Here is a 26209-nt window from a genome sequence, read left to right as displayed (position 1 = left end):
GACCCGACCAGGCTAGGGCCGCAGGCCAGGGGCCACTCTCCGGCTGGAGGCGGATTTCGGTCTCTTACCTGGGTTACAGACGTCGCGGGGACGACCGTTCCGCAGCGTGAGGACCGGGCGACCTGCCGTCCATAGGCTCGATCACATCGACATCCCGCATCGGGAAACGTCGACATCTCGCATCGGGAAACGTCGCGTTCCCGACCGATCGATTCCACGACCCATCACGGAGGATCTCCCATGTCCAAGCGCACTCTCGTCGCGTCGCTCGTCGGCATCGTCGCCATCGGCGGAATCACCGCCGGCGGCCTCGCCGTGGCGGCCGCCTCGGCCTCCACCGACCCGTCCCTGGCGAACACGTCGGCCCGCTACACCCGTACCGGCACGCTCGCCTTCACCACGGACGTGAGTGACGACTCGGGCGTCCGGAGCCTCAAGGTCCTTGCCTGGCCCGCCAGTTCGAAGCTCGACCCCACCGAGGCGGAGCTGCGGTCCGCGGAGCGCGCCACGTGCCGGAGCACCGGCGCCGAGACGTCCCGCTGCACGTACACCGTGCGGGCCACGAAGGAGGAGGCGTCCGAGCTGGCCGCCGGGACCTGGTACGTCTCGGCGCTGGCGACGGGTAAGGACGGCGACACGACGTTCGTGCCCCAGGCCGCCACCTTCGAGGTCACTCGCTGACGATCCGCCAGTACTGTCGCTTCTCCTCGTCCCGTACGACCACGCCCAGCCGCAGCAGTTCGCGGCGCAGCTCACGGGCGTCCTCGGCGTCGTCGTCGCTCTTGCGGGCCTGGGCGCGGGCCCGCAGCAGGGCGTCCGCACCCTCGGGGAGACCCGGGGTGCCGGGGACCCAGCGGCGGAACTCGGCGCGGTACGGGTCCTCCTCCGCCCAGCGGTAGCCGTGCCCGCCGAGGGTGTCGGCCAGGCGCGGCCAGGGCAGGCCGCAGTGCTCCCGGGCCAGTTCCATGCCGTCCGGGGCCAGCACCACGAGTTGCTTGCCGTCCCTGCACAGCACCGCGATCTCCTCGCGGGTGAACTCCCGCGTGCTGTCCCTGATGGTCAGGGCGAGGTGGGTGTCGGAGACGCGGACCGAGAGCGACTCGTGCACGGCGACGAGGCCCAGCAGCAGACCGCCCAGTGCGCCCACGGCGACCGTGCCGAGGGTGAGGGCGGGTTCCGGGATCGAGGTCAGCAGTTCGGCCGGGCCCTCCAGCGGTGCCCACGGCAGCTTCAGCAGCAGGCGGGCGAGGAGCGGAAGGACGGCGCCGATGCCGGCGCCGCATGCCATGCAGAAGAGTGTGATCACCCAAGCGGACTCGGACAGTTCCGTGCCCGCGTCCGTGCCCGTGCCTGTGCCTGTGCCCGCCGGCGGAACCCGCTTCTTCCCCATCCGAACGTTCCTCGCGTCCTCCATGAGGCGAGTCTCGGCGGGCGGGGCATGCGCTGTCGTCAGCCGTTGGTCTACACGTCCGCGACTTTGGTCGCAGGCAGGGCCGCGTCCCGCCTCACGGGTGCATCCTCGCCCCCTTCACCACCTTGTCCACCGCGTTCCTCGGGCCGTAGACCGCGAGCCCGACCAGGTCCAGGTCCGCCGTCGGCACCGACCGTACGGCCGCGCGGTTGTCGCGGTCGTTGCCCGTGGCGAACAGGTCCGAGGTGAAGATCGCACGGGGCAGGGAGCGGGACAGGGCACGGGTGTGGGCCGTGGTCAGGGTCTCCTTGGTGGCTTCGAAGACCAGGACCGGCTGGCGGAACATCGGCAGGTAGGGCACGCCGTCCGCGTCCTCGTACGGCTCGCCGATCACCTCGGGGACCTGCGTGCCCAAGCCGCTGACCAGGAACGACGTCACGTTGAGACGCTGCCAGGGCTCCAGGTCGGCGCGCAGCAGTACGGCGATCTTCGTGTCGAAGCGGATCGGCTCCACAGCCGGTTCGGTGTGCGTGTTCATGATGCGAGCGTGCCCGGCGGCCCTCGCCGGGGTCTTGTACGTTCTTTGCATGGCTTCCCAGCCCGCCCGGATCGTCTCCGCCTGGCGGCCCGCCGTGCCCGGTGTCGTCGAGGTCTTCCACGCCCGCTTCACCGAGTACGCGTACCCGATGCACGTCCACGACGCCTGGACGCTGCTGATCGTCGACACCGGCGCCGTGCGGTACGACCTCGACCGGCACGAGCACGGCACCCCGCACGACACCGTGTCGCTGCTGCCGCCGCACGTGCCGCACAACGGCTCCCCCGTCACTCCGGAGGGCTTCCGCAAGCGGGTGCTGTATCTCGACCGGACGTATCTCGGGGACGAGCTCATCGGATCCGCCGTCGACCGGCCGGACCTGCGCGATCCGCTGCTGCGCAAGCGCGTCGGGCAGGTGCACGGCGCGCTGCTGCGGCCCGGTGAGGAACTGGAGGCCGAGAGCAGGCTGCTGTTCGTCGGGGAGCGGCTGCGCGGGCATCTGCGGGGCGACAGCGACAAGCCCCGGCCGGCGGATCCCGTGCTCGCGCGGCGGCTGCGGGAGTTGCTGGACGAGCGGGTCGTCGAGGGTGTCGGGCTGCAGGAGGCGGCCGGGCTCGTCGGGGCCCATCCCGCCCATCTCGTACGGGCGTTCAGCGCCGCTTACGGCATCGCCCCGCACCAGTACCTGACGTCCCTGCGCGTGGGCCGCGCCCGGCGGCTGCTGCTCGAAGGGCGCTCACCGGGAGAGGTGGCGGCCGAGGCCGGGTTCTACGACCAGTCCCACCTCACCCGGCACTTCCGGAAGCTGGTGGGCGTACCGCCCGGGCGTTACCGGGCGGGAGGGCCTACCGGTCGGGGCGTTGGGTGAGGTGGGCGAAGGCGTCCAGGTTGCGCGTCGACTCCCCGCGGGACACCCGCCACTCGTACTCCTTGCGGATCGCCGAGGCGAAGCCCAGCTCCAGGAGGGTGTTGAAGCTGCCGTCGGAGGCTTCCAGGACCTGGCCGAGCAGGCGGTCGATCTCCTCGGCGGTGACGGCGGCCAGGGAGAGCCGGCCGGTGACGTAGACGTCGCCGTGCTGGTCGACGGCGTAACTCACGCCGTAGAGCTTGAGGTTGCGTTCCAGGAGCCAGCGGTGGACGCCCTGCTCGTTCTCGTCGGGGTGGCGGATGACGAAGGCGTTCAGCGAGAGGGAGTGGCGGCCGACGATCAGGGAGACCGTCGTCTTGAGCTTGCGGGTGCCGGGGAGCTGGGCCACGTAGGTGCCGGGCTGGGGGCTCTCCCACTCCAGGTCGGCGTCCTTCAGCACTCCCTCGACGACCTGTGCCGCACGCTGTTCCAGATCGGTTTCACCCATGCTGCGAGCGTACGCGACGGCGGTGTGCCTGCATCGCGGCCGTGTACACGTCGGCCGTGGTGGCGGCCGCCGTGTCCCAGCCGAAGGACTGGGCGTGGCGCGCGGCCTGACCGCCCAGCCGGGGCGACAGCTCCGGGTTGTCGGCGAACTCGCGCAGCACGCGCGCGTAGTCGGCGGGATCGTGGCCGCGTACCAGGAAGCCGGTGTGTCCGTCGCGCACGGCGACCGGCAGACCGCCGACCGATGCCGCCAGCACGGGGGTGCCCGCCGCCTGCGCCTCTATGGCGACCAGGCCGAACGACTCGCTGTAGGAGGGCATGACCAGGACGGAAGCCGCGCGGAACCAGTCCGCCAGCTGCTCCTGTCCGACCGGCGGGTGGAACCGTACGACGTCCGCGATGCCGAGGCGTGCGGCCAGCTTCTGGAGGCCCTCGGGCTTGGCGAGGCCGCTGCCGCTGGGGCCGCCGACGACGGGGACGAGGATGCGCGAGCGCAGCTCGGGGCGCTCGTCGAGGAGGACGGCGACGGCGCGCAGCAGCACGTCGGGGGCCTTCAGGGGCTGGATGCGGCCCGCGAAGAGCGGGATCAGCGCGTCCTGGGGCAGGCCGAGTCGGGCCCGGGCGGCGGCGCGGCCGTCGGCGGGCGAGAAGCGGCTGAGGTTCACGCCGGGGTGGACGACGGCGACCTTGTCGGTGTCGGCCGCGTAGTGCCGTACCAGTTCGTCGGCCTCTTCGGTGGTGTTGGCGATGAGGCGGTCGGCGGCGGCGACGATCTGGGTCTCGCCGATGACGCGGGCGGCCGGTTCGGGGGTGTCGCCGTCGGCCAGGTTGGCGTTCTTGACTTTGGCCATGGTGTGCATGGCGTGCACGAGGGGCACGCCCCAGCGCTGGGCGGCCAGCCAGCCGACGTGGCCGGAGAGCCAGTAGTGGGAGTGGACCAGGTCGTAGTGGCCGGGGCGGTGGCCGGCCCAGGCCTGCATCACACCGTGCGTGAAGGCGCACAGCTGGGCGGGGAGGTCCTCCTTGTTGAGGCCCTCGTAGGGACCGGCGTCGACGTGCCGGACGAGGACGCCGGGGGCGAGCTCGACGGTCGGCGGGAGGGCGGCCGCGGTCGCGCGCGTGAAGATCTCGACCTCGATGTTGATCGCGGCGAGGCGCTGCGCGAGCTCCACGATGTAGACGTTCATGCCGCCTGCGTCGCCGGTGCCCGGCTGGTGGAGCGGGGAGGTGTGCACGGAGAGCATGGCCACCCGGCGGGGCCTGCGGTGCAGCCGCAGGCGCGCGGGCGGGGACGCCGAGCGCCGCCCGAGCCTGCCGATGTACTGGCTCACGTGGCGTTCCTCCTCGCTCCGGGCATGCCTTGGCAGGGCGCACGTGCCCTCCAGCGGTCCAACACCGGAAGGTTGGGCTCCATTTCCTGATTCGCGACTTTTACCGAATCATTACCGCTTCTCGCTCAACCGTTCGAGGAGGTGGGGCGTAGGGGTAAGCCTGAGGGGGAGAGGGATGAGGTGGTGCGTGATGAAGCTGGTGGTGCAGGAGTTTCTGTCGCTCGACGGTGTCTCCCAGGGGCCGGGCGCCCCGGACGAGGACACCAGCGACGGCTTCGAGCGGGGCGGCTGGTTCGTGCCGCATCTGGACGAGGAGTTCGAGCGGCTGGCCGGCAGCTGGCTCGGCGAGGCGGACGCGTTGCTGTTCGGGCGGCGTACGTACCAGAACTTCGCCCGCGACTGGCCGGCGATGACCGACCATCCGCTCGCCGGGATCATGAACGGTCTGCCGAAGTACGTCGCCTCCCAGAGCCTGACCACGGCCGGCTGGGAGCCGACCACGATCCTTTCCGGTGACGTCCCCGCCCAGGTCGCGGAGCTGAAGCGGCAGCCCGGCCGGGAGCTCCAGATCCACGGCAGCGCCCGGCTCGCCCAGTCCCTGCTCGCCGCCGGGCTGATCGACACGCTGCGGCTCGTGATCGCCCCGGTCGTGGTCGGCCAGGGCCGCCGCCTCTTCCCGGACGGCGGCGCACCGGCCGGGCTGCGGCTGGCCGGCCACCGGACGACGCCGGGCGGCCTGTCGGTGCATGTCTTCGAGTCGGCGGGGATTCCGGGGTTCGGGACGTACGGGGGCGGGGGCGGGACCGGCGCCTAGGGAACCGTTCGACACCGGGGGCCGGGCACGCCTGGGCGCCGCTTAACCTCGTACGCATGACATCCCGCGCCGCCACCCGCCGCCCCGTGGGCACGGTGACGCGCGGGACGACCAACCCCAACCGCCTGCGCCGTATGGACCGCTGGATCGCGGCCACGCACGGCACCGAACTGCGCCGTGCCGCCGATCCCGTAGCCGTCGACCTCGGGTACGGCGCCGCACCCTGGACGGCCGTCGAGCTGCTGCACCGGCTCCGTACGGTCGCGCCACGCGCGCACGTGGTGGGCGTCGAGATCGAGCCGGCCCGGGTCGCGGCGGCGCTGCCGTACGAGCGGGCGGGGCTCGTCTTCCGGCACGGCGGTTTCGAGATCCCGATCCCGCAGCGGCCCCTGCTGATCCGCGCGGCGAACGTGCTGCGGCAGTACGCGGAGGGCGAGGTCGAGGCCGTCTGGCACCGGCTGCGCGGGCGGCTCGCCCCGGCCGATCCGGCGACCGGGGCGCGCGGCGGGCTGCTGATCGAGGGGACCTGCGACGAGATCGGACGCCGGCACGTCTGGGTCGCGCTCGGCCCGGAGGGACCGCGCACGGTCACCTTCGCGACCCGGCTCGGCTCCCTGGACCGCCCCTCGGACCTGGCCGAACGCCTGCCGAAGGCGCTCATCCACCGCAACGTCCCGGGCGAGCCGGTGCACGCCTTCCTGCGCGACTTCGACCGCGCCTGGGCCGCCGCCGCGCCCTACGCGTCCTACGGCGCCCGCCAGCGCTGGATCCGGGCGGTACGGGACCTGACCGCCGACTGGCCCGTGGCGGACGGGCCGGTGCGGTGGCGGCAGGGCGAAGTGACGGTGCGGTGGGAGGCGCTGGCGCCCCGGGGCTGACCGCCCGGGCCAGGCGGCTGAAACTCCTCGGCATGGCCCGCAGGGAACGATCTCTTTGAGTCGTTCGTCACACAGGCGGGGAGATCGTCATGCCGATGGCATATCGGGGAGGGGGCCGCGGGAAGTACTACCCCTGTCGCTTCGCGCGCCGACATGGCAGCATCCCCAGGCGAACCGTACGTTACTGACGGTTAATCAGTTTGGGGGCTGAAGTATGGGAACGGGCAAGCGTGGCCTGATCGCGACGGCCGTGACCGTGGTCTGCGCGCTCACGGTGCTGGCCGCACCGGGCACGGCGTTCGCGAGCCCCAGTCCCCCACCCACCCCGAGCGCGGGCCCGACCCTCGCGCCCGGCAAGGACCTCGAGGCCGTACGCAAGAAACTCGACGAGCTCTACCGTGCCGCGGCCCGCGCCACCGACGAGTACAACGCCGCCGAGGAGAAGGCGGACAAGCAGTCCGCCGAGCTCGTCAAGCTCGCCAAGAAGATCGTCAAGGGCCAGGAGAAGCTGGCGAAGCTGAAGGACCGCGCGGGCGCTTCGGCCGCCGCCCAGTACCGCGGCGGCGGACTGCCGCCCGAGGCCCATCTGATGCTGAGCGACGATCCACAGGAGTTCCTCGACGGGGCGGGCCGGGTGCGGCAGGGCCAGCACGCGGCCAAGGGCCTGATCGGCGAACTGACCCGCACCCAGGAGGACTTGGAGCGGTACGCACAGGACGCCTCCGCGCAGTGGAAGAAACTGGAGGCGGGCCGCAAGGCCAAGGCCGCCGCGCAGAAGAAGATCGAGAAGCAGATCGCGGAGGCGGAGAAGCTGGAGTCCGAGCTCCGGAAGGAGGAGCAGGAGCGCCTCGCCGAGCTGGAGAAGGAGGCCGCCGGCAAGGCGCAGACCGCCTGGCTCGACTCCGGCATCCTCGACGAGATCAGCGGAAAGGCCTCCGAGCAGGGCAAGAAGGCCGTCGCGTACGCCACGGCCCAGATCGGCAAGCCGTACCAGTGGGGCGCCGAGGGCCCGAAGACCTACGACTGCTCCGGGCTGACCTCACAGGCCTGGATCTCCGCCGGACGCGGCATTCCGCGCACCTCGCAGGAGCAGTGGAAGCAGCTGCGGCACATCGACATCCAGGACATGCGGCCCGGCGACCTCATCATCTACTTCGACGACGCCAGCCATGTCGCGATGTACGTCGGCGACGGGGCGATCGTGCACGCGCCACGGCCCGGGCGGACGGTGACCATCGCGGGGGCCGGATCGATGCCCATCCTCGGGGTGGTACGACCGGATGCCCCCGCCGACGCCGGCTGAGCGCGGGAAGACACCGCCCCATGGGTCACCCGGGCCCGAACCACGTGACCCAACCCACCCCGAACCCGCCGCCAAACAGCGTGCTGAAGTGACGTTCGTCATCCCCGCAGCATCCCGGCGGTGTCCAACTGAGGGGCATATCGCGGCATATGACACTGGCCGATGGCGCAGCGGCGTGGCTCACACCATTCCAATGCGGCGCCGACACCCGCTATGGTCCCGGTCGGTGGGTCGAGGTCCCTCGCCCCCGCCATGCCCTCGGGGGGAGGGAAGGAACCCAAGACGATGCCCGTACCCATACCGCGGCAGAGAGCGATCCCGGCCGTGGAGAGTGGTCAGGCGCAGGCCGAGTCCCGCTGCGACGGCCCCGCCGAGCAGTCCGCCACGGACGCCTCGGCAGCGGCACCGCGCACGCCGGACACGGCCGGGAACATCACGGACAAGGTGGAGAACAACACCGCCCACACCAACCTGACCCTGCTGCTGATCGAGGACGATCCGGCCGGTTCGCCGATCGTGCCCGACATGCTCGACCAGGCAGGCAAGCCGATCCGCGTCCGCACGGCCCGCAACCTCACGGAGGCCGGGCGGCTGCTGACCGACGACGTCCACTGCATCCTGCTGGACCTCGCGCTGCCGGCTCCGGGCCGCAGCGACTCCGATGACGAGCTCGCCGTGCTCAAGCACGTGCTGGAGCTCGCGCCCCGGCATGCCGTCCTGGCGCTGACCGCCTCGGGCGACGCCGAGCGCGGCGCGGAGGCGGTGCGCGTGGGCGCCCAGGACTACCTCTTCCGCGACGAGCTGGACGGCCGGCTGCTGAGCCGGGCGATCCGCTACGCGGTGGAGCGCAAGCGCTCCGAGTCGGCCGAGCGCCGGCTCGCCGAGGGCCGGCTGCGCGCCCAGGAGAACCGCCGCCTGGAGCGCGGTCTGCTGCCGACCCCGCTGCTGGACGGCTCCCCGCTCCGGTTCGCCGCCCGCTACCGCCCGGGCCGCTCGCGCGCCCTGCTCGGCGGCGACTTCTACGACGTCGTGCGCACGCCCGACGGCACCGTGCACGCCATGATCGGTGACGTCTGCGGTCACGGCCCGGACGAAGCCGCCCTGGGCGTGGAGCTGCGGATCGCGTGGCGCGCGCTGACGCTGGCGGGCCTGTGCGGCGACCAGCTGCTGGGCACGCTCCAGCAGGTGCTGGAGCACGAGCGGGCCGACGACGAGATCTTCGCGACCCTGTGCACGGTGGACATCGCGCCGGACGGCCGCCGCGCCGGCCTGTGTCTGGCGGGCCACCCGTCGCCGCTGCTGGCCCGCCCGGGCAAGCCGGCCCGCCTGCTGCCGTACGACAACAACGGGCCGGCCCTCGGGCTGCTGCCGGGGGCCCGCTGGCCGCGCATGCAGGTGGAGCTGGGCGCCGAGTGGAGCCTGATGCTCTACACCGACGGCCTGATCGAGGGCCATGTCGGCCAGGGCCGGGAGCGGCTCGGCCAGGACGGCATGACGGAGATGGTGCGCCGCCAGATCGCCGAGGGACTGCGGGGCGAGGAGCTGCTGCGGGCGGCGGTGAACGAGGTGCGCAAACTCAACGGTGGCGAGCTGACGGACGACGTGGCGGTACTGCTGCTGGACCGGGTGCCGTAGCCCCGGCCGGCCGGCTCCGGTGCTGCCCGGGGGCTTACCGGCCGCCGTTCCAGGGGCCGTACGGGCCGTCGCTGCTGGAGCCGCGGCTGCTGCGGCCGCCGCCGGGGAGCGCGCGGATGGCGGGGCGGACGTCGACCATGTACACGATCGTCGCGATGAGGCCGATGATCGGCAGGAACGACAGAATCGGGAAGAGCAGGTTCACCACGAAGGCCAGCCCGAGGATGATCATCCAGAACGGCTTGGTCTTCTTGTCGGCCGCGCGGTACGCGTCCTCCCGCCGCACGGCGGCGTCGAACAACGCGAAGCCGCTGAAAATGATCAGGGCAATGCTCAGAAGCCACATGAACCCTGCGAAGCCCTGCATCAACACTACGTCCACCACCTGACTCGGCTCGTCCCTACGCGGTCACCGTACCCGTACAACGGGCCGGACACCCCCAGGGTGCCCGGCCCGTTGCGGTCGCTCTGCGCCCTTGGCCGTCCTACTTGGCCGGCGGGGTGCTCTTCTTGGCGGTGGTGGTCTTGCGCGCCGGGGCCTTCTTCGCCGCGGGGGCCTTCTTCGCCGGGGCGGCCGTGGCGGCGGCGGGCTTCGCGGGCTCCTCCTTGACCTCGACCGGCTGGGCCTTCGGCTCGACGGCCACGGCCAGCTCCTCGACGCCCTCGGCGACGTCCTCGATGCCCTCGGCGGCCTCGCCGCGCCAGGTGCGCACGGCCTGCTCGCCGTGCTCGGCGACCTTCTCGTAGGTCTCCCGGGCCTTGACGGCGTACTCGGCGGCCACGCCGACGCCGCGCAGCGCGAAGTCCTGGGCGGTCTCGCCGACCTTCTTCAGGTCCGCGTCGATCGTGCTGCCGAGCTTCTTGATGTCGATGTCGATGGAGCCGATGAACTCCGTGACCTTGTTCTGGAGGGTCTCCTGCGTCTCCTTGACGCGGGCGGTGGCCTCCTTGGCCCGGGCGGAGGCCTTCTCCTGGACGGCCTTGGGATCGGTGTTGCGTACGGCGTCGATCCGCGCGGGGGCCTCGGAGCGCAGCTGCTCCACCAGGGCCGGCACCTTCTTGGCCTGCTGAAGGGCGAGGTCGGCGGTGCCTGCGGCGAAGTAGAGCGGCGTCGGGTCGCTGAGGGTCTTGCGCAGGTCGTCGGTGATGGCCATGGTGATGGTCCTCCCGGATTCTGTTTCGCTTGAGGGTTCGGCTGAGGGTTGTGTGATCCGCAGCGGTACGGCCGGTGCCCTGGTCCGGCTCAGCCGGCCGTCTGCTGCGGGTCGGTGTCACTGCCGCCGGTGGTCTTGCGGGCGCGGGCGGGCGTAGTGCCGGTGTTCTTGCGAGCACGGCGGGCGGGCGAGGGTGACGTACCGCCGTCGTCCTCGCGTATGCGGCGGGCCGCCGACGGTGACGCGGACGTACCGCCGTCGCTGCCGTCGCTGTCGGGGGTACGGCGCTCGGCGGGCCGGCCGCCGTCGGCCGTGCGGGTCCGTCGTATCCCGGTGCCGCCGTCCGGAGCGTCCCCGTCACCGTCTCTGTCCGCCGCGTCCTCGGCGACCACGAGGTCGACGAGCGCGGAGCCGTCGCCGGTCCCGAACCCGTTCTCCTTGCGGAAGGACTCGTAGATCTGCAACAGCACCTGCTTCTGCCGCTCGTTCAGCGTCGGGTCCGCGAGGATGACGGCACGCGTCTCCACCTCGTCCCGGTCCCGCTCGGCGTCGAGGATGCCGGCCCGGACGTACAGCGTCTCGGCGGAGATCCGCAGGGCCTTGGCGACCTGCTGCAGCACCTCCGCGCTCGGCTTGCGCAGCCCGCGCTCGATCTGGCTCAGATACGGATTGGACACCCCGGCGGCGTCGGCGAGCTGCCGCAGCGACAGCTGCGCGTTGCGCCGCTGTTCGCGCAGGTAGTCACCGAGATTGCCGACGTTGAGCGATGCCATGACTCCAGAGTGCAGCACCCCGCTAACTATTGCAAGCACCCGCTTGCAAAAGTGCGCCACGCCACCCTGACAGCCGTCGGAGCCGCTAACGTGTGGGCCCATGATCGTATGGATCAACGGCACCCACGGCGCCGGCAAGACGACGACGAGCACCCTGGTGCAGCAGCTGATCCCGGATTCGCGGGTGTTCGACGCCGAGAAGGTCGGCGAGACGCTCATGGACATCAAGCCGGGGCTGCCCGAGACGGACAACTTCCAGCACTGGCCGCCGTGGCGGCCGCTCGTGGTGGAGACCGCCCGCCGCGTACTCGACTACGCCGGCGGCACTCTGGTGATGCCCATGACGGTCCTGGTCGAGCAGTACTGGCGCGAGATCAGTACGGGGCTGGCCCAACACGGCATTCCCGTACGGCACTTCGTCCTCCACGCCGACCAGGAGACGCTGCGCGGGCGCATCGCGGGCGACACCGTCGTCGGCCCCAACTCCTGGTTCCGTCTCAAGTACCTGGAGCCCTACGCCGAGGCGGCCCGCACCTGGCTGCACGCCGAGGCCGAGGTCGTCGACACCACCCACCTCACGCCGGACCAGGCCGCCCTGCGGATCGCGGAGGCCGTCAAGAACTGAGGCCTCCGACGATGCAGAAGGGATGCCCCGCCGGGTCCGTCAGCACGCGCCACCTGCTCTCGTTCGGCTGCTGCTCCGGCCGGCCCGCTCCCAGCTCCAGCAGCCGGGCCTCGGCCTCCTCCAGGTCCGCGACCCTGAAGCAGCAGTGCAGTTGCTGGGGCACCTCCTGGCCGGGCCAGCTGGGGGCCCGGTAGTCGTCGACCCGCTGGAAGCCGAGGGAGAGTCCGTCCCCACCGCCCAGAGAAGCGAAGTCGGCGTTCGATCTCGGGTGCGGTTCGAGGCCGGTGGCCGCCTGGTAGAACGCCGCCAGCGCGAGAGGGTCAGGGCAGTCCAGGGTTATGGCGCTCAACTTCATCTGTACGGACATGCCGCCTCCTGGCCGGTCATCGGTGGACACTCGCGATCACCCTAGAAGCGGCCCGGCCCAAAATCGTTCGACTGTCCGGCCCTACGCGGCCATGATCCGCACCCATGACGAGTGCGCCGCAGTTCCTGGTCCGTGCCGCCGCCCGTAACAACGCCGAGTGGTGCGCGGTGATGTGCCGGGCCCACGGCGTGGCGGGTGAGTTCGGGGGCGAGGCGTGGGCCGCCGCGGGGCGGGCGCCGGTCTACTACCCCGACGCGGTGACGCTGGAGCCGGGCGCCGACCCGGACGCGCTCGTGGCACGGGTCGACACGGGCTCCCCCGGCGCCTCGGTCAAGGACAGCTTCGCCGATCTCGATCTGACGGGGGCCGGTTTCCGGGTGCTGTTCGAGGCGCGGTGGATCCACCGTCCGGCGGGTGCGGCCGCGCCCGTCCGCGTCCCCGGGCCGACGGATCTCGCGTGGGACGTGGTGCGCGATCCGGACGCGCTGCGCGCCTGGGCACGGGCCTGGGACGGCGGCGCCGGGAACGCGGACCTCTGGCGGGACGAACTGCTCGCCGACCCGGAGACCTTCGTGATCTCGGGGCGGTCCGGTGACGGGCGCGTCGTCGCCGGAGCGGTGGCCACCCGCGGCGCACACGTCGTCGGCGTCTCCAACGTCTTCGGGCGGGACGGCGGACCCGACGCGGCATGGCCGGGCCTGCTGCACCTGCTCGGGCGGCTCTTCCCCGCCCTGCCCGTGGTCGGGTACGAGAGCGGCGACGACCTGGAGGCCGCCGTCCGGCACGGCTTCGAGCCGGCCGGCCCGTTGCGGGTGTGGCTGCACGGCGGGTAGCGGCGGGGCCCGCCGCCCGCTACCGCGGCTTGTACGCCAGGAACGTGCCGATCTGCCTCTTGGTCCCCTCCTCCGGCTCCTGCACCACACGCGTCGTGATGACCAGCCCGGCCCGGTGCAACAGTTCGGCGATCCGCTCCGGCGGCAGCAGGTACGACTCGTAGGACACCGGATGGTCGCCGTAGGCGTGCGACGGGCGCAGGTGCTCGCCGCCGCCCACCGGGCCGGCCAGCATCAGCCGGCCGCCGGGCGCGAGGGTGCGGTGGAACTCGGCGAACACGGTCGGCAGCCACTGCGGCGGGGTGTGGTGGGTGGAGTAGTACGCCAGGATGCCGCCGAGTTCGCCGCTGCCGGTCTCCAGCGCGGTCATCGAGCCGACGGTGAAGCGGAGATCCGGGTACGCCTCCCGGGCCAGCCCGACCATCTCCGGCGACACGTCCACACCGAACACCGGCACGCCCAGGGCGGCCAGATGTGCCGTCACCTTGCCCGGGCCGCAGCCCAGGTCGGCCACCGGCCCGGGGTGCGGCGGCCGGACCAGCTCGGCGAAGGCGGCCAGCATCGCGCGCGACACCGGGTCCAGCTCGGCCGGCTCCTTGACGAGCCGGGCGTAGTCGGCGGCGACGGTGTCGTAGGACTCTCGGACGGCGGTGAGGTGGGAGGGCTCGGTCATGCCGCGAAGGTAGACGACAGAGCTGACAGGACCGGGCTGACAGGACCGGGCTGACACGCCGGGCGAGCACCTGCCGGTCCCTCGCCCGTACTCCCCCGCCCGTACTCCGACGCCCGTACTCCGACGCCAGTACGCCGCTTTACTCCGCCCGTAAGACGCCACCGCCACCCCCGCCCGGCACGGTGGCAGCGTGAAGCCGAAGCAGAAGCCCCACCCGATTCCGAAACTCGGCCGCCCGGCGCGCCGGGCCGTTCTCGTCGTCCACGTCATCGCCTCCGCGGGCTGGCTCGGGCTCACGCTCGGGCTGCTCGCGCTCGGGACCACCGCGGCCGGCACCGGGTCCGCCGTGACCGTGGAGTCGTCCGTACGGGCCATGAAGCTCTTCGCCGACTGGCTCCTGCTCCCCGTCGCCTTCCTCACGCTGCTCAGCGGACTGATGCTGTCCCTGGGCACGCCGTGGGGACTCGCCCGGCACCGCTGGGTGTACACGAAGTTCTGGCTGACCCTCGCCACGACCACCGCCACGGTGTTCGCCCTGCGCCCCGGGGTGAACTCCGCGGTCACCGCCGTCGCCGCGGGCGGGCCCCTGCCCGATGCCGGTGACGTGCTGTTCGGGCCGGTCGTCTCGCTGTCCGCCTACGTCTTCATGACGGTGATCTCCGTCCTGAAGCCCTGGGGCCCGACCAAGCGGGGCAGGAGGCTGCGGGCACCCGCCCGGCGTGCCCTCCAGGACGCCTGAGCCAGCATCCGGTGTCCCTAACGGAACGGGAATTTGCCTAAAGCTATTAGGCAGATGCACACTTCCTTCTGGCAGAAGGGAGTGACCGTATGGCACGCGTAGGACTGACACCGGAACGCCTGACCCAGGCAGGTGCCGAGCTGGCCGACGAGGTCGGCTTCGAGCAGGTGACCGTGTCGGCGCTCGCCCGCCGGTTCGACGTCAAGGTCGCGAGCCTGTACTCGCACGTGAAGAACTCCCAGGACCTCAGGACCCGGATCGCCCTGCTCGCTCTCACGGAACTCGCCGACCGGGCCGCCGACGCCCTGGCCGGCCGGGCCGGCAAGGAAGCTCTGGCCGCCCTCGCGAACGTCTACCGCGACTACGCCCGGGAGCACCCCGGCCGCTACGCCGCCGCCCAGCTGCGGCTCGATCCCCGGACGGCGGCGGCGAGCGCCGGCGTCCGGCACGCGCAGATGACCCGGGCGCTGCTGCGCGGCTACGACCTGACGGAACCGGACCAGACCCACGCGGTCCGGCTGCTGGGCAGCGTCTTCCACGGTTACGTCAGCCTGGAGATGGGCGGCGGGTTCAGCCACAGCGCCCCCGACACCGACGACACCTGGGCCCGGATCCTCGACGCCCTCGACACGCTGCTGCGGAACTGGCCCGAACCCCCCACCGACCCCCGAGGCTGACACCCATGCACACCGAGCACGACTGGATCACCACCCCCCTCACGGCGGACCTGCTGCGCGGCGCCCTCGACCTGGAGCGCACCGAGCACGGGCTGCTCCCCCACCGGCTGCCCGCCCGGGCCCGCGCGCAGAACACCAACGCCCAGCTGGCCATGGCCGAGGCCCAGCCGTCCGGCGTGCGGCTGGCGTTCCGTACCGCCGCGACCGCCGTCGAACTGGACACGCTGCGCACCAAGCGCGACTACGCCGGCTTCCCGCCCCGCCCGGACGGCCTGTACGACCTGCTCGTCGACGGCCGCCCGGCCGGTCAGGCCCCCGGGACGGGCGGCAACGTCCTCACGATCGACATGGCCACCTGGGACGGCGAGGTCACCCCGGGCCCGGTCGGTACCGTCCGCTTCACCGGCCTGCCCGCGCGCGAGAAGGACGTCGAGATCTGGCTGCCGCACAACGAGACCACCGAGCTCGTCGCCCTGCGCACCGACGCGCCCGTGGAGCCGGTGCCGGACCGGGGCCGCCGGGTGTGGCTGCACCACGGCAGTTCGATCAGCCACGGCTCCGACGCCGCGAGCCCCACCGCCATCTGGCCCGCGATCGCCGCGTCGCTCGGCGGTGTGGAACTGGTCAACCTCGGTCTGGGCGGCAGCGCGATGCTCGACCCGTTCACCGCGCGTGCCGCGCGGGACACCCCGGCCGACCTGATCAGCGTGAAGATCGGCATCAACATCGTCAATGGGGACGTGATGCGGCTGCGCGCGTTCGGTCCGGCCGTGCACGGTTTCCTCGACACGATCCGCGACGGGCACCCCGACGCCCCGCTGCTGGTCGTCTCCTCCATCCACTGCGCCATCCACGAGACCACGCCCGGGCCCACGGCCCCGGACGTCGGCGCGCTCGGCGAGGGCCGGCTGCGGTTCGCCGCGATGGGCGACCCGGCGGAGGTGCCGGCCGGGAAGCTGACGCTCGGCGTCATCCGGGAGGAACTGTCCCGCATCGTCCGGCAGCGCGCCGCCGCCGACCCGAACATCCACTACCTCGACGGCCTCGACCTCTACGGCGCGTCCGACGCGGCCCGGCTCCCCCTCCCCGACGAGGTCCACCCGGACGCCGCCACCCACCGCCACATCGGCGAACGCTTCCACGCGCTGGCCTTCACCGAGGACGGCCCCTTCGCGGCGGGTTCATGACGTAGTTGTGCTGCGGCATCTGACCGGCTGAGGAACCGGGCGGGGCCGAACACCCACTTTTTTGTGGGTACTTGGCAGCGGGCCGGCTCGGGGCGAACCTGGTGGTGGGCCGTCGGTGAGGCGCCGGATACCGAAGGGACGGAGGTGACGTGGGCGTCAGGAGGCCGACCGGGTGTCCTGCGTCTCGGCCAGTTTCTCCAGGCGCCGGTGGCCCCAGTCGGACAGCGGGGCCAGTGCCTCGGCGAGTTCGCGGCCGAACGGGGTCAGGGAGTAGACCGTCTTCGGCGGCAGCACGTCGTACACCTCGCGACGCACCAGCCCGTCCGTCTCCATCTCCCGCATCGCCTCGGTCAGTACCTTCTCGGTGAGGCCCGGCAGCCGCCGGCGCAGTTCCGCCGGACGGTGCGGGCCCGACTCCAGCAGCCAGAGCAGGGTCGTCTTCCACTTGCCGTCGATCACTGCGATCGCGGCGGTCACTCCGCAGACGTTCGGGTCCTGGCGCCGGCGCGTCATCCTTTAGCCCCATTCATCATCAATTGTGCATGCCTGCAAGGGAGTTCAAGCGTGTCCACGTACAGCACGTCCTCGTCCCCGGAACATTCCGCCCGGCCCGCCGTCACCGTCCTCGGTCTCGGCCCGATGGGCCGCGCGCTGGCCGGTGCCCTCCTGGACGCGGGACTGCCGACCACGGTCTGGAACCGCACCCCGGGCAGAGACCGGGAACTCGTCGCTCGGGGGGCGGTGGGCGCCGGCTCGGCGGCCGAGGCAGCCGCCGCCGGTGAGGTGGTCGTCGTCTGCGTGGTGAACTACGACGCCGTAGACGCCGTCCTGCGCCAGGACGACGTCGCCGCCGCCCTCAAGGGCCGTACGGTGGTGAACCTGACCGCCGACACCCCGGCCCGGGCCCGCGACACCGCCGACTGGGCCGCCGCGCACGGCGTCCGCTACCTGGACGGCGCGATCATGACCCCGACGACGACCATCGGCACGCCCGACGCCGTGTTCCTGCACAGCGGGCCGGCGGACCTCTACGAGGAACTGGCCCCCGTGCGCCGGGCGTTGGGCGGCACTCACACCCACCTCGGCGAGGACACGGGCCGGGCAGCGGCCTACGACATCGCCCTGCTCGACATCTTCTGGACGGCGATGGCGGGCTACGCGCACGCCCTGGCGGTAGCCCGCGCCGAGGGCGTCACCGCCGCCGAGCTGGCGCCCTTCGCCCAGGGCATCGGAGCGATCCTGCCGCCCCTGTTCGCCGAGACCGCGGCGGACGCCGACGCCGGCACGTACTCCGGCGAGGGCAACCCGCTCACCTCGGCGGTGTCGTCCATGGCCCACGTCGTCCACGTCTCCGAGGCCCACGGCATCGACGCCGGCGTCATGCGCGCGGCCGAGGGCATGGCCCGCCGCGCGATCGGGCTCGGGCACGGCACGGACGGTTTCATCCGGATCGCGGAGGTCATCGGGCGGGGGTGAGCCCTCAGGAGGGCCGGGCCTGCTCGGCCGGCTCGGCCCGGGCGGCGTCGCGCGTGGCATGATCCGCCGGAGGGGTACCCCGGCCTAGAACGGCAACGGCCGCCCCCGCACCACCTCCAGTCGTGACACCGCCCGTGTCAGCACCACGTACAGCCGGTGCAGCCCCCGTTCCTCCGCCTCGGCGATCGTCGCCGGCTCGACGGCCACGACATGGTCGTACTCGAGGCCCTTGACGACGCTCGCCGGTACCAGGGACAACCGCGCGCCGAGTTCCTCCGGGCCCGCCGCGTCGAGGCCGGCCGCGTCCAGGGCCGCCCGGAGCCGGGGCACGTCCGCGTCCGCCGCGACGACCCCGACGGATCCCTCCCGCCGGAGTGCGTCCCGTACGGCCTCCACCACCGCGCCGGACACGCCGTCCGGGGCCGTCTCGCGCATCCGCAACTCCCCGTCCCCGCGCAGCGAACGGGCCGCCGGTACGTCCACGTCCAGCCGCTCCAGCAGCCGGTTGGCGAGGGCGACGACCGCACGCGGCACACGGAAGCCGGTGGTCAGCTCGACCACGGCCGCGTCCGGTTTCCCCAGGTGCGCCAGGACCGTCCGCCACGACCGCGCCGCCCACGGTGTCGTCCCCTGCGCCAGGTCGCCCAGGACCGTCAGCGAGCCGAAGGGCGCCCGGCGGGCGATGGCCCGGCACTCCATCGGGGACAGGTCCTGCGCCTCGTCGACGACGACATGCCCGTATCCCTCCGGGTGCTCGACCAGCCCGGCGACCTCGTCCAGGAGCACCAGATCGGCGGCCGACCAGCGGGCCGACTTCCACGACCGGGGCGGCTTGCGCCACAGCAGCGCCCGCTGCTCGGCGGAGTCCAGCAGCCCGTCGGCGGCCTCCGCCAGCACCCCGGGATCGCCGAGCAGTCCGGCCACGACCTCCTCGGGCCGCGCCCGGGGCCAGACGGCGTCGACGTACGCGGACACGGGCCGCGCCCGCTCGATCCGGCGCACCCAGGCGTTGGGGGGCGGCCCGGCCCGCCGTTCGGCCTGCTCGCGCAGGCACCGCACGATCCGCGCCCGCACCCGCTCGCGCCCGACCCCGTACGGCGGTTCCTCCTCCCGTACGTCCGCCACGATCCGCGCCAGGGTCTGCGCCGGCACCCGCCAGCGGTACGACCCGTCCGGCACGGCGAGGGAGCCGGCCCCCTCGGCGCGCACCCTCGCGTACAGCGCCCGCCGCAGCACCTCGGCCATCCGGGCGTCGTGCTTGACGACGGCGGCCGCCGGCTCGTCACGGCCCTTGACCGGATGCCGCGCGATCTCCTCGGCCAGCGTCGACTGCCGCACACCGGTCTCACCGAGGGACGGCAGGACCTCCGCGATGTACGACAGGAAGGTGCGGTTGGGCCCGAGGATCAGCAGACCGCCGCGCCGGATGCGCTGCGGGTGCGTGTAGAGCAGATACGCGGCCCGGTGCAGCCCGACGGCGGTCTTGCCGGTGCCGGGCGCCCCCTGCACGCACACCGACACCGCCAGGTCCCCGCGCACGAGGTCGTCCTGCTCGGGCTGGATGGTCGCGGCGATGTCCCGCATGGGCCCGACGCGCGGCCGTTCGATCTCCCGGGCGACGATCTCGCTGGTCCGCGCCTCGCCCTGCCCCAGGTGCTCGTCCTCCAGGCCGGTGAGGTCGGCGGAGTCGCCCCGGCTGCCGGGCGCCCACCCGAACCGCCGGCGCACGGCGACGCCCTGCGGGTCGCGGGCCGTGGCCTGGTAGAAGGCGCGCGAGACGGGCGCACGCCAGTCGACGACGAGGGGCGGTTCGGCCGGGTGCTCGGAGATCCGCAGCCGCCCGATGTGCAACTGCCCGTCCTCCCCCTGCAAGGCCCCGAAGAACAAGGGCCCCTCGGGCAGCTCGCGCAGCGCCTTGGCCTGGCTGCGCAGCCGGTACCCGAGCACCTCGGCATCGGCGCCGGACGCGGACACGTCCTCCCCGATGACGACCTGCTCCCCGGCCCCCTCGACCATCGCGGCGAGGGCGGCCCGGCAGCGCTCGTGATGGACGCGCTCACGGTCGAGGACATGCTGAAGGGCAGGCTCGGTCGACGTCATTCCACAGAGCGTACGCGAAAACGCAACCAAGTTAAATTTATTACCGCGTCTCACTCATCGGGTATCACTCACCGGGTACCACTCCGGATGCCGGGCGGCAGCCCCGCTGCCAGCCACCCGAACGCCCGCTCCGCCGCCGCCACCGCGTCCGCCCGCACGTCCGCCACCCGCTCCCCCGCCGCGATCCGCCGCCAGTTCTCCATCGCGAGGATCCGCCGCACGGCCATGATCTGCCCGGCCGCGAGCCGTGCGTCCAGATCACCCCCGAGCACCTCGGCGAGCGCGGCCTCGGACCGCTCCTGGTGCGCGTACGCCCGGGCGACCAGGGAGGGTGTCCCGTAGAGCAGCCGGTGGAAGGCGAGCACCCGGGGATCGTCGTTGAGCCCGGTCACGGGATCGCACCGCTCCAGCCCCGCCAGGAAGTGCCGCCGCAGCGCCTCCACGGGATCCCCCTCGGCCTCCGCCACCACCCGCGCGGCCTCGCCCTCGTGGTCGGCGATCCGGTGCAGGACCAGGTCCTCCTTCGCCGGGAAGTACCGGAACAGCGTCGGCTTGGAGATCTCGGCCGCCGCCGCCACCTCGGCGACCGACACCGCGTCGAACCCCTTCTCCAGGAAGAGCCGGATCGCGATGTCCGACACGACCTGGTACATCCGCTGCTTCTTGCGCTCCCGCAGCCCGCTCTCACTCATGCGGCGAGCCTACGCAGTGGGGCTCTGGGCGGGAGTCCGCGTCAGGACGTGTGCCAGCGGACCAGCGCGGCCATGATCTGCGCACGGCTCGGCACCTGTGCCAGGCCGAGCGGTTGCGCGGCGGCGGTGAGGATCTTCTGGAGCTTGCCGGCGGCCACGGGCAGGGCCACCCAGTTGAAGGCCGCGTCCTCGCGCAGGGACAGCGACACCCGGATGACATCGGTGAAGACCGACTGCGCCCGCTTGAAGTCGAGGAGCAGCGGCAGGTCCCGCTCCCACCCGGAGGAACTGCCCGGCCGGATCCTCTCGACCAGGTCGCACCACTCGCGGACCATCCGGTTCTCCTGGTCGCCCGGATAGCGCATCAGGTAGAGGTGGGTGGCCAGGTCGTAGAGCGGATCGCCCAGCATCGCCAGCTCCCAGTCGATGGCCCAGAGCCGGCCCTTCGGGTCGAGGACGAAGTTCTCCCGGTGCAGGTCCGCGTGCAGGAGACAGAACGGGCGCCCCTGGAGCCCCAGCACGTGCTTCCTCAGGAGGGTGAACGATTCGTCCGAGATACCGAGCGCGTGGAACAGGCCCGCGAACACCGTGTGGTTCTTCCGGTAGACCTGGTCCTCGACGAAGACGATCAGACGTTCCAGAAAGTCGTCGCTGTCCCCGTCCTCGGCGCGGTCCTTGTCCTCACAGCGCCGCTCCACACTCAGCATGTCCGGCGTGACCCGCACCATCTCCTTGAAGAGGTCGACGATCTGGTCGAACACCGCGTCGGGAACACGCCGCCCGGGCCGCCGCTGCTCACCGAGCGTCCGCCCCTCGATGAAGCCCTGGAGTCCCATGCCGGCGACATCGACGATGCCGGGGACACGGCTGATGTGCTCCTGGAGGGCGCGCAGCAGCGCCTCCTCCGACTTGAAGCACCTCCGGTCGAACCACAGGATCTCGGAGCGCGGCTCACGGACCTTGACGGTTCGTGTCCCACCGGGCAGCGCGAGGACGTAGGTCTCGTGGTGGTACCCCTTGAGCGGCCCCTTGACCAGGTTCGGGTCGCCGCTCATCTCGACTGCTCGCTGCCGAGCACCGGTGACCGATGGGGGTGTCATTGGGTGGTTCAGCCTGCCCCGGTGGTGCGGATGGTGTAAGGGGGAAGGCACGTTACTCCACCGGACGCCGTCATCAGGGGAGAACGGGGCTATCGATCCGAACTCCCGCCCTCCCAGGTGAACCGGCGCCCCCGAGCGACATGCCTCGCCCGCCCGGACCCCCTAGCCGCGCAGCAACGCCAGCACCGGCTCCAGGGACTCGATCACGGCGTCGGCTCCCGCCTCCTTGAGGATCTTGGCCTTCCGGGGGTTGCTCGCGTACCCGAGGAACGGCACCCCGGCACGGGCGGCGGCCTCGCGGTCCGAGGGGGTGTCGCCGATCATCAGGGCGTCGGCCGGGGCGGCGCCCATGGCGTTCAGCGCCCGGTTGAGGCAGTGGGGGTCCGGCTTCAGGTGGTGAAGTTCCGGGGTGCGGCCGTAGAGGTGGGGGGCGAAGCAGCCGACGAGACCCCGGCTTTCGAGGTACTTGCGCACCACCCGCGGGGAGTTGTTGGTGGCGATCGCGAGACCGGAGCCCACCGCCGACCAGGTGCGTATCAGCGGATCCGCGTACGGGGTCGGCATCGCCGAGGACGCGGCCCGCAGCTCCTCCTGGGTGAGACGTTCCTCCAGCTCCGCGACGAGGTCGCTGCCGGGATGCCGGCGGTCCACAGCGCGCAGGACGACCTGCGGGTCGAGCGACTCGCGTTCCGTCTCCGTCAGCAGGCCGTGCAGCCCCCGGCCCTCCAGCCAGGACACCAGGTCGCCCGCCACGCCGTCCGCCGAGTGCCTGGCGAACAGCCGGCAGATGGGCCCGTCGAAGTCCCACAGCACGACACGGGCGCCTTTGATCAGATTCGGAAGGTGGTACTGATCGTTCTCGTTCTCGACTGTCGTCGAACCAGTCTGCGTCGTATCAGGAGTCACTAGGAGAGTGTCAGGTCCGTGGTGATGGTTTCCCAGAGGGCGTCGAACCACTTCTGGGATTCCTGCACGAAAGCCGCGTCCCGCAGGCCCGCCCGCTTCACGAAGGAGAAGAGGAGGGACTGGGAGCCGAGGACGTCGTACATGTCCAGCGTCTGGCTGCCCCACTCCTCCGCCCGCCTGGTCAGCATGTAGTAGCCGATCAGCGCTTCCTCCCCGTTGAGCAGGTACAGCTTCACCGGCGGGGTGAAGGGCAGCGCCCGGAACGTGACGTGCACGTCGATGCCGTGCGTGGAGCGCAGGGCGAGCAGGTTGTGCTGGAGGACCTGACCCTGGGCGTTGCGCATGGCCAGCCAGCGCTTGTGGACCGGATTGTCGTCGCCGTGCGCCTCCACAGGCACCGGGAAGGCCAGCTCGATGTCCCGGGAGGGGACCAGGATGCGGACGTCGATCGACTCGGGGTGGATGCGGCCCTCGTGGATCAGGCGGAGCGGCTCGCCGATGGCGACCATCAGGGTCTCCGCGGTGTGGCAGACGACGTCGACGCGGACCCGGCGGGCCGAGAACGCCTCGGTGAGCCGCGGTGCCAGGCCCACCATCGTCGGCTGGGGCTCGCCGCGGGCCGGGGCGGGCGCGGCGATCCGCGGCGGGCTGCCCTTGCTGACGTTGGTGAGGAGGCCGTCCTCCTGGAGCGACCGCAGGGCCTGACGGACGGCGCCGCGTTCCACACCGAACTCCTCCGCCAGTTCGGCCTGGGTGGGCAGGCGGTCCCCCGGCTTGAGCTCACCGGCGCGGATACGTTCCCGCAGGATGTCGGCGATCTTCTGGGGCGACTGCCTGCTGCTGCCGTTCACTGCCACGCTCTCCTGGGTCACGACCAAACGCTACAACTCTGATCCATCTGGCGGGAGTTGTTTGAAGGTTGTTTATTACTAGTAGCCAAGTGGGGACAACTTAATCAGAGTTGGTTGCCAACTTGCTTGAGTTGGCGGAAGTTTTGCTTCCGAAGGGGGAACCCAGATGCCTGCCCTCGCTCTCCTCTCCGCCGCGTTCGTCGTCGCCTTCGAGCAGCTCGTGCAGTGGAAGTACGGTCCGGCCGGAATCGTCGGGCTGATCCTTCTCACCGTGGGCATCAAGGCCAAGAGCCCGGCCGTCAGCTCCGCGGGAGCGGTCGTGCTCGCGCTGCTGATGACGGGCCCCGTCCGATGACCTCAGCTCGTGAGCACCAGCTCCGAACTGATCGTCTCCCACAGTGCGTTGAACCACAGGTGCGACTGCTCGACGAACGTCGTGTCGCGCAGGCCGGGGCCCTGCTGGAAGGAGAACAGCATCGACTGGGTGCCCTGGGCGTCGTACATCTCCAGGTGCTCGTGGTCGATCTCGGCCTCCCGGCGCATCAGCGTGTAGTACGCGAACAGCGCCTCGGTGTTGTTGAGCAGGTACAGCTTCACCGGCGGGGTGAAGGGCAGCGCCCGGAACGTGACGTGCACGTCGATGCCGTGCGTGGAGCGCAGGGCCAGGAGGTTGTGCTGGAGGACCTGGCCCTGGGCGTTGCGCATCGCCAGCCACCGCTCGTGCACCCAGTCGTCGTCGCGCCCCTCGACCGGCACCGGGAAGGCGAGGTCGATGTCCCGGCTCGGCAGCAGGACCCGGACGTCGACCTTGGCCGGTTTCAGCCGTCCGGCGTGGATCTGCCGCAGCGGCTCACCGATGGCGAGCGTGAGGGAGATGGACGTCAGGCACACGGCGTCGATCTCGACGTGCTCCGCCGCGAAGGCCGCCGCGATCCGGGGCGCGAGGGCCACCGTGGTGGGCAGGGGCGGGGCTTGCGGGCCGGTCAGCGCCCTGGCGGGGTCGGGGGCGACGGTCGCCGGACTGCCCTTGGACACGTTGGTGAGCAGCCGCTCGGACTGCAGGACGCGCAGGGCCTGGCGTACGGCACCGCGCTCGACGCCGAACTCGTGGGCCAGCTGGGCCTGGGTGGGCATGCGTTCGCCCGGCCGCAGCGCTCCTGACCTGATCCGGGCGCGCAGTTCGTCGGCCACCTCGTGATGTGTTCTCTGTGGCCGTTGCGACCTCTTCCGTCCAGTGACGGGGGCGTGTTCCGGGTCCACAACCAAACAGTACAACTTCCCGCCATCTTCCGGCAGTTCAGCACCAGGTGGTTATGAGCCGCTTCCAAGCGGAGATAAGTACAGTGAAGTTGGTCGCCAACTTGGGTGACATGGTCAGGCCTTCAAGGGGTTGGCCATCCATCATGGGGCTCCCTTCCGGAGGGGAGCCGGGAGCCCCGGACAGCTCGCTACGGATGCGGTATCCCTGTCGTCGGCAGAAGGAGGGCGGCTCAGAAAATGTCCGGGCACCAAGGCCGCCTGGACGTACGCAGCAGGGCGTCGGCCTTCCGGGCGGCGCCCGCTCGTTCTTCCCGGACCCGGCCCAGCGCCGCCAGCCGCACCGCCGACTCGTCGCCGAGCCACAGCGCCCCCAACTCGCCCAGCCCGAGCGCGATGTCCGCGCTCTCGGTGGTCGGCGTGCAGGACGCCCCGGCGGCCGAGGCCTCCAGCCGGTAGCGCCCGCCGGTCAGACCGTCCACCCCGGCGACCTCCAGCACCAGCGTCCCCTCCCCCTCGTACGTCCGCGCCTCGAGCGCCCGTACGACGTCGAGGATCCGCACCCACAGCCAGTCCGCCAGCGAGGTGATCCTGGCCGCCCGCGGATCCGGCAGCAGGACCGGGAGCAGGTCGTCGGGCGCCCGCCAGCCGCTCTTGACCGTCACGACCCAGTCGATGGAGCACAGGTACTGCCACAGGGCGCGCTCCGCGGCCGGGGTCGCGCCGAGCAGCCACTTCACGGTGGCCGTGTTCAACGGCTGCTTGGCGTCACCCCAGTTGTCGTCGACCTCGTAGGCGGCCATGCCCTCGACCTCACCGGACGCCGAGCGGTACACCACGAAGAAGGGCAGCTTCCACGACGGGTCGAACCGCAGGGCGCCGGTGTTGAGCTGCCACCACACCTCGTCGCGGGTGATGACACCGGGCTGGGTGCGGCGCAGCCGCTCGTGCAGCTCCGGACCGAGCTTGCGGACGTCCTCGCCCTCCAGCAGGTCGACCCGCCCGCCGTCCGCCGGACCCGCCCAGCGCGCGTCGAGACCGGCGCGCGGCACGTCGACCGTCCACTCCGACATCCAGGTCGCCGGCCCGAAGCCGTACCGGCCGTAGATCGGGTACTCGGCGGCGATCAGCGTCGCGACGACGTCCCCGCGCTCCTTCGCGGCGGCCAGGTCCTGCGCCATCATCCGGCTGAGCAGCCCGCGGCGGCGGTGCGTGGCCGTGACGGTGACACCGGAGATGGCATCGGCCCGGACACTCGCCCCGCCCACGGCCGTGAGCTCCTGGTCGAAGGACTTGAAGGTCGCCACACACCGGCCCCCGTCGAAAGCGCCGAGGTAACGGCCGGGGACGAACTGCCGGCGACGCCCCTCGATCTCCTCCTCGGACAGGGCCGGCGCCCGCAGGAAGCCGGTGCTCACGGCACGCAGCCAGTCGGCGAACTCGGCTTCGGTGATCGGGCGTACGTCGATGCCGTCGGCACGGGGAGTGGGGGTCATGGCATCACGCTAGGCGGAGGGCCGGTCGGTGTCGCGTAA

The 26209-nt window shown here is 71.9% G+C and carries 30 protein-coding genes; 13 read left to right on the top strand and 17 right to left on the bottom strand.

Annotation, left to right across the window (positions count from 1 at the left end; translation table 11 throughout):
• Positions 1-240 precede the first annotated feature (240 nt).
• Complete coding sequence (locus MQE23_RS24350) at positions 241-681, top strand: DUF5707 domain-containing protein (RefSeq protein WP_243380268.1); 441 nt, start codon at positions 241-243, stop codon at positions 679-681.
• Here MQE23_RS24350 and MQE23_RS24345 read toward each other — a convergent pair.
• Both MQE23_RS24345 and MQE23_RS24340 read right to left on the bottom strand, forming a co-directional pair.
• Positions 671-1288, bottom strand: coding sequence for a hypothetical protein (locus MQE23_RS24345; protein WP_243380267.1), 618 nt, complete (start codon positions 1286-1288; stop codon positions 671-673). The two genes, MQE23_RS24350 and MQE23_RS24345, sit on opposite strands and share 11 nt — an antisense overlap.
• Before the next feature lie 217 nt (positions 1289-1505).
• Entirely contained in the window at positions 1506-1949 is a 444-nt protein-coding gene (locus MQE23_RS24340; protein WP_020273423.1) for a DUF2000 domain-containing protein, read from the bottom strand.
• Positions 1950-1998: 49 nt separating this feature from the next.
• Here MQE23_RS24340 and MQE23_RS24335 point away from each other — a divergent pair, with 49 nt between their 5' ends.
• Positions 1999-2817: an AraC family transcriptional regulator gene (locus tag MQE23_RS24335; RefSeq protein WP_020273424.1), complete on the top strand. Its 819-nt coding sequence runs from the start codon at positions 1999-2001 to the stop codon at positions 2815-2817.
• Here MQE23_RS24335 and MQE23_RS24330 read toward each other — a convergent pair.
• Complete coding sequence (locus MQE23_RS24330) at positions 2795-3304, bottom strand: YbjN domain-containing protein (RefSeq protein WP_020273425.1); 510 nt, start codon at positions 3302-3304, stop codon at positions 2795-2797. The genes MQE23_RS24335 and MQE23_RS24330 overlap by 23 nt on opposite strands.
• On the bottom strand, positions 3297-4634 hold the full coding sequence (mshA, locus tag MQE23_RS24325) for a D-inositol-3-phosphate glycosyltransferase (protein WP_020273426.1): 1338 nt from the start codon (positions 4632-4634) through the stop codon (positions 3297-3299). The genes MQE23_RS24330 and mshA overlap by 8 nt, the downstream gene beginning before the upstream one ends.
• A gap of 190 nt (positions 4635-4824) precedes the next feature.
• On the opposite strand from mshA, the gene MQE23_RS24320 reads away from it, so the two are divergent.
• The 4 genes from MQE23_RS24320 (at position 4825) to MQE23_RS24305 (ending at position 9264) form a co-directional block, all read left to right on the top strand.
• Positions 4825-5448, top strand: a complete 624-nt coding sequence (locus MQE23_RS24320) for a dihydrofolate reductase family protein (RefSeq protein ID WP_037669976.1) — start codon at positions 4825-4827, stop codon at positions 5446-5448.
• A 56-nt stretch (positions 5449-5504) separates the two neighbouring features.
• Positions 5505-6326 (top strand): class I SAM-dependent methyltransferase, encoded by an 822-nt coding sequence (locus MQE23_RS24315; RefSeq protein ID WP_243380265.1) that lies wholly within the window; start codon positions 5505-5507, stop codon positions 6324-6326.
• Between the two features lie 214 nt (positions 6327-6540).
• A complete protein-coding gene (locus MQE23_RS24310; RefSeq protein WP_020273429.1) occupies positions 6541-7629 on the top strand; it encodes a C40 family peptidase in 1089 nt (362 codons plus the stop codon).
• Between the two features lie 285 nt (positions 7630-7914).
• Positions 7915-9264, top strand: coding sequence for a response regulator (locus MQE23_RS24305; protein ID WP_037669979.1), 1350 nt, complete (start codon positions 7915-7917; stop codon positions 9262-9264).
• Between the two features lie 34 nt (positions 9265-9298).
• Here MQE23_RS24305 and MQE23_RS24300 read toward each other — a convergent pair whose 3' ends face one another.
• From MQE23_RS24300 to MQE23_RS24290, 3 genes are all read right to left on the bottom strand, one after another.
• Positions 9299-9631 (bottom strand): DUF2516 family protein, encoded by a 333-nt coding sequence (locus MQE23_RS24300; RefSeq protein WP_020273431.1) that lies wholly within the window; start codon positions 9629-9631, stop codon positions 9299-9301.
• 118 nt (positions 9632-9749) lie between these two features.
• On the bottom strand, positions 9750-10418 hold the full coding sequence (locus tag MQE23_RS24295; RefSeq protein WP_020273432.1) for a hypothetical protein: 669 nt from the start codon (positions 10416-10418) through the stop codon (positions 9750-9752).
• An 89-nt stretch (positions 10419-10507) separates the two neighbouring features.
• On the bottom strand, positions 10508-11191 hold the full coding sequence (locus MQE23_RS24290) for a helix-turn-helix transcriptional regulator (RefSeq protein WP_243380263.1): 684 nt from the start codon (positions 11189-11191) through the stop codon (positions 10508-10510).
• 100 nt (positions 11192-11291) lie between these two features.
• Here MQE23_RS24290 and MQE23_RS24285 point away from each other — a divergent pair, with 100 nt between their 5' ends.
• Positions 11292-11816: an AAA family ATPase gene (locus MQE23_RS24285; protein WP_243380262.1), complete on the top strand. Its 525-nt coding sequence runs from the start codon at positions 11292-11294 to the stop codon at positions 11814-11816.
• Here the strand turns inward: MQE23_RS24285 and MQE23_RS24280 are convergent.
• The gene (locus MQE23_RS24280) at positions 11806-12183 is read right to left on the bottom strand and encodes a VOC family protein (protein ID WP_243380261.1); all 378 of its coding nucleotides are present in this window, start codon (positions 12181-12183) and stop codon (positions 11806-11808) included. The two genes, MQE23_RS24285 and MQE23_RS24280, sit on opposite strands and share 11 nt — an antisense overlap.
• Before the next feature lie 104 nt (positions 12184-12287).
• On the opposite strand from MQE23_RS24280, the gene MQE23_RS24275 reads away from it, so the two are divergent.
• Complete coding sequence (locus MQE23_RS24275) at positions 12288-13016, top strand: hypothetical protein (protein ID WP_243380260.1); 729 nt, start codon at positions 12288-12290, stop codon at positions 13014-13016.
• Between the two features lie 19 nt (positions 13017-13035).
• Here the strand turns inward: MQE23_RS24275 and MQE23_RS24270 are convergent, their stop codons facing one another.
• Positions 13036-13689 carry a class I SAM-dependent methyltransferase gene (locus tag MQE23_RS24270; RefSeq protein WP_243380259.1) on the bottom strand — a complete coding sequence of 218 codons (654 nt, stop codon included), beginning with the start codon at positions 13687-13689 and terminating at the stop codon, positions 13036-13038.
• 190 nt (positions 13690-13879) lie between these two features.
• Here MQE23_RS24270 and MQE23_RS24265 point away from each other — a divergent pair, with 190 nt between their 5' ends.
• The 3 genes from MQE23_RS24265 (at position 13880) to MQE23_RS24255 (ending at position 16292) form a co-directional block, all read left to right on the top strand.
• Positions 13880-14428 carry a DUF2269 domain-containing protein gene (locus MQE23_RS24265; protein WP_243380258.1) on the top strand — a complete coding sequence of 183 codons (549 nt, stop codon included), beginning with the start codon at positions 13880-13882 and terminating at the stop codon, positions 14426-14428.
• An 89-nt stretch (positions 14429-14517) separates the two neighbouring features.
• Positions 14518-15105: a TetR-like C-terminal domain-containing protein gene (locus MQE23_RS24260; protein WP_020273439.1), complete on the top strand. Its 588-nt coding sequence runs from the start codon at positions 14518-14520 to the stop codon at positions 15103-15105.
• A 5-nt stretch (positions 15106-15110) separates the two neighbouring features.
• Positions 15111-16292 carry an SGNH/GDSL hydrolase family protein gene (locus tag MQE23_RS24255; protein ID WP_243380256.1) on the top strand — a complete coding sequence of 394 codons (1182 nt, stop codon included), beginning with the start codon at positions 15111-15113 and terminating at the stop codon, positions 16290-16292.
• A 156-nt stretch (positions 16293-16448) separates the two neighbouring features.
• Here MQE23_RS24255 and MQE23_RS24250 read toward each other — a convergent pair whose 3' ends face one another.
• Positions 16449-16805 carry a helix-turn-helix domain-containing protein gene (locus MQE23_RS24250; RefSeq protein ID WP_020273441.1) on the bottom strand — a complete coding sequence of 119 codons (357 nt, stop codon included), beginning with the start codon at positions 16803-16805 and terminating at the stop codon, positions 16449-16451.
• Between the two features lie 51 nt (positions 16806-16856).
• Here MQE23_RS24250 and MQE23_RS24245 point away from each other — a divergent pair, with 51 nt between their 5' ends.
• Complete coding sequence (locus tag MQE23_RS24245; protein ID WP_279345158.1) at positions 16857-17768, top strand: NAD(P)-binding domain-containing protein; 912 nt, start codon at positions 16857-16859, stop codon at positions 17766-17768.
• An 84-nt stretch (positions 17769-17852) separates the two neighbouring features.
• On the opposite strand, the gene MQE23_RS24240 is transcribed toward MQE23_RS24245, so the two are convergent.
• The 5 genes from MQE23_RS24240 to MQE23_RS24220 all read right to left on the bottom strand — a co-directional run bounded on the left by MQE23_RS24240 (position 17853) and on the right by MQE23_RS24220 (position 23444).
• Entirely contained in the window at positions 17853-19868 is a 2016-nt protein-coding gene (locus MQE23_RS24240) for an AAA family ATPase (RefSeq protein ID WP_243380255.1), read from the bottom strand.
• A gap of 68 nt (positions 19869-19936) precedes the next feature.
• Complete coding sequence (locus MQE23_RS24235; protein ID WP_020273444.1) at positions 19937-20560, bottom strand: TetR family transcriptional regulator; 624 nt, start codon at positions 20558-20560, stop codon at positions 19937-19939.
• Between the two features lie 41 nt (positions 20561-20601).
• Positions 20602-21615 carry an aminoglycoside phosphotransferase family protein gene (locus MQE23_RS24230; protein ID WP_020273445.1) on the bottom strand — a complete coding sequence of 338 codons (1014 nt, stop codon included), beginning with the start codon at positions 21613-21615 and terminating at the stop codon, positions 20602-20604.
• Positions 21616-21822: 207 nt separating this feature from the next.
• Positions 21823-22473, bottom strand: a complete 651-nt coding sequence (locus MQE23_RS24225) for an HAD family hydrolase (RefSeq protein WP_243380253.1) — start codon at positions 22471-22473, stop codon at positions 21823-21825.
• Between the two features lie 92 nt (positions 22474-22565).
• Positions 22566-23444, bottom strand: coding sequence for a winged helix-turn-helix domain-containing protein (locus MQE23_RS24220; RefSeq protein WP_082319904.1), 879 nt, complete (start codon positions 23442-23444; stop codon positions 22566-22568).
• Between the two features lie 139 nt (positions 23445-23583).
• On the opposite strand from MQE23_RS24220, the gene MQE23_RS24215 reads away from it, so the two are divergent.
• Positions 23584-23772, top strand: coding sequence for a hypothetical protein (locus MQE23_RS24215; RefSeq protein ID WP_020273448.1), 189 nt, complete (start codon positions 23584-23586; stop codon positions 23770-23772).
• 2 nt (positions 23773-23774) lie between these two features.
• Here the strand turns inward: MQE23_RS24215 and MQE23_RS24210 are convergent, their stop codons facing one another.
• Together MQE23_RS24210 and MQE23_RS24205 are read right to left on the bottom strand one after the other, a co-directional pair.
• Positions 23775-24683, bottom strand: coding sequence for a GntR family transcriptional regulator (locus MQE23_RS24210; RefSeq protein WP_082319905.1), 909 nt, complete (start codon positions 24681-24683; stop codon positions 23775-23777).
• 224 nt (positions 24684-24907) lie between these two features.
• Positions 24908-26170, bottom strand: a complete 1263-nt coding sequence (locus tag MQE23_RS24205; protein ID WP_243380252.1) for a GNAT family N-acetyltransferase — start codon at positions 26168-26170, stop codon at positions 24908-24910.
• Positions 26171-26209: the final 39 nt, after the last annotated feature.

The organism is Streptomyces sp. HP-A2021, assembly GCF_022807935.1.
GTDB lineage: Bacteria > Actinomycetota > Actinomycetes > Streptomycetales > Streptomycetaceae > Streptomyces > Streptomyces afghaniensis.
The sequence above is the reverse complement of the archived record's forward strand: the minus strand, read 5'-3'. Positions and strand labels throughout refer to the sequence as shown.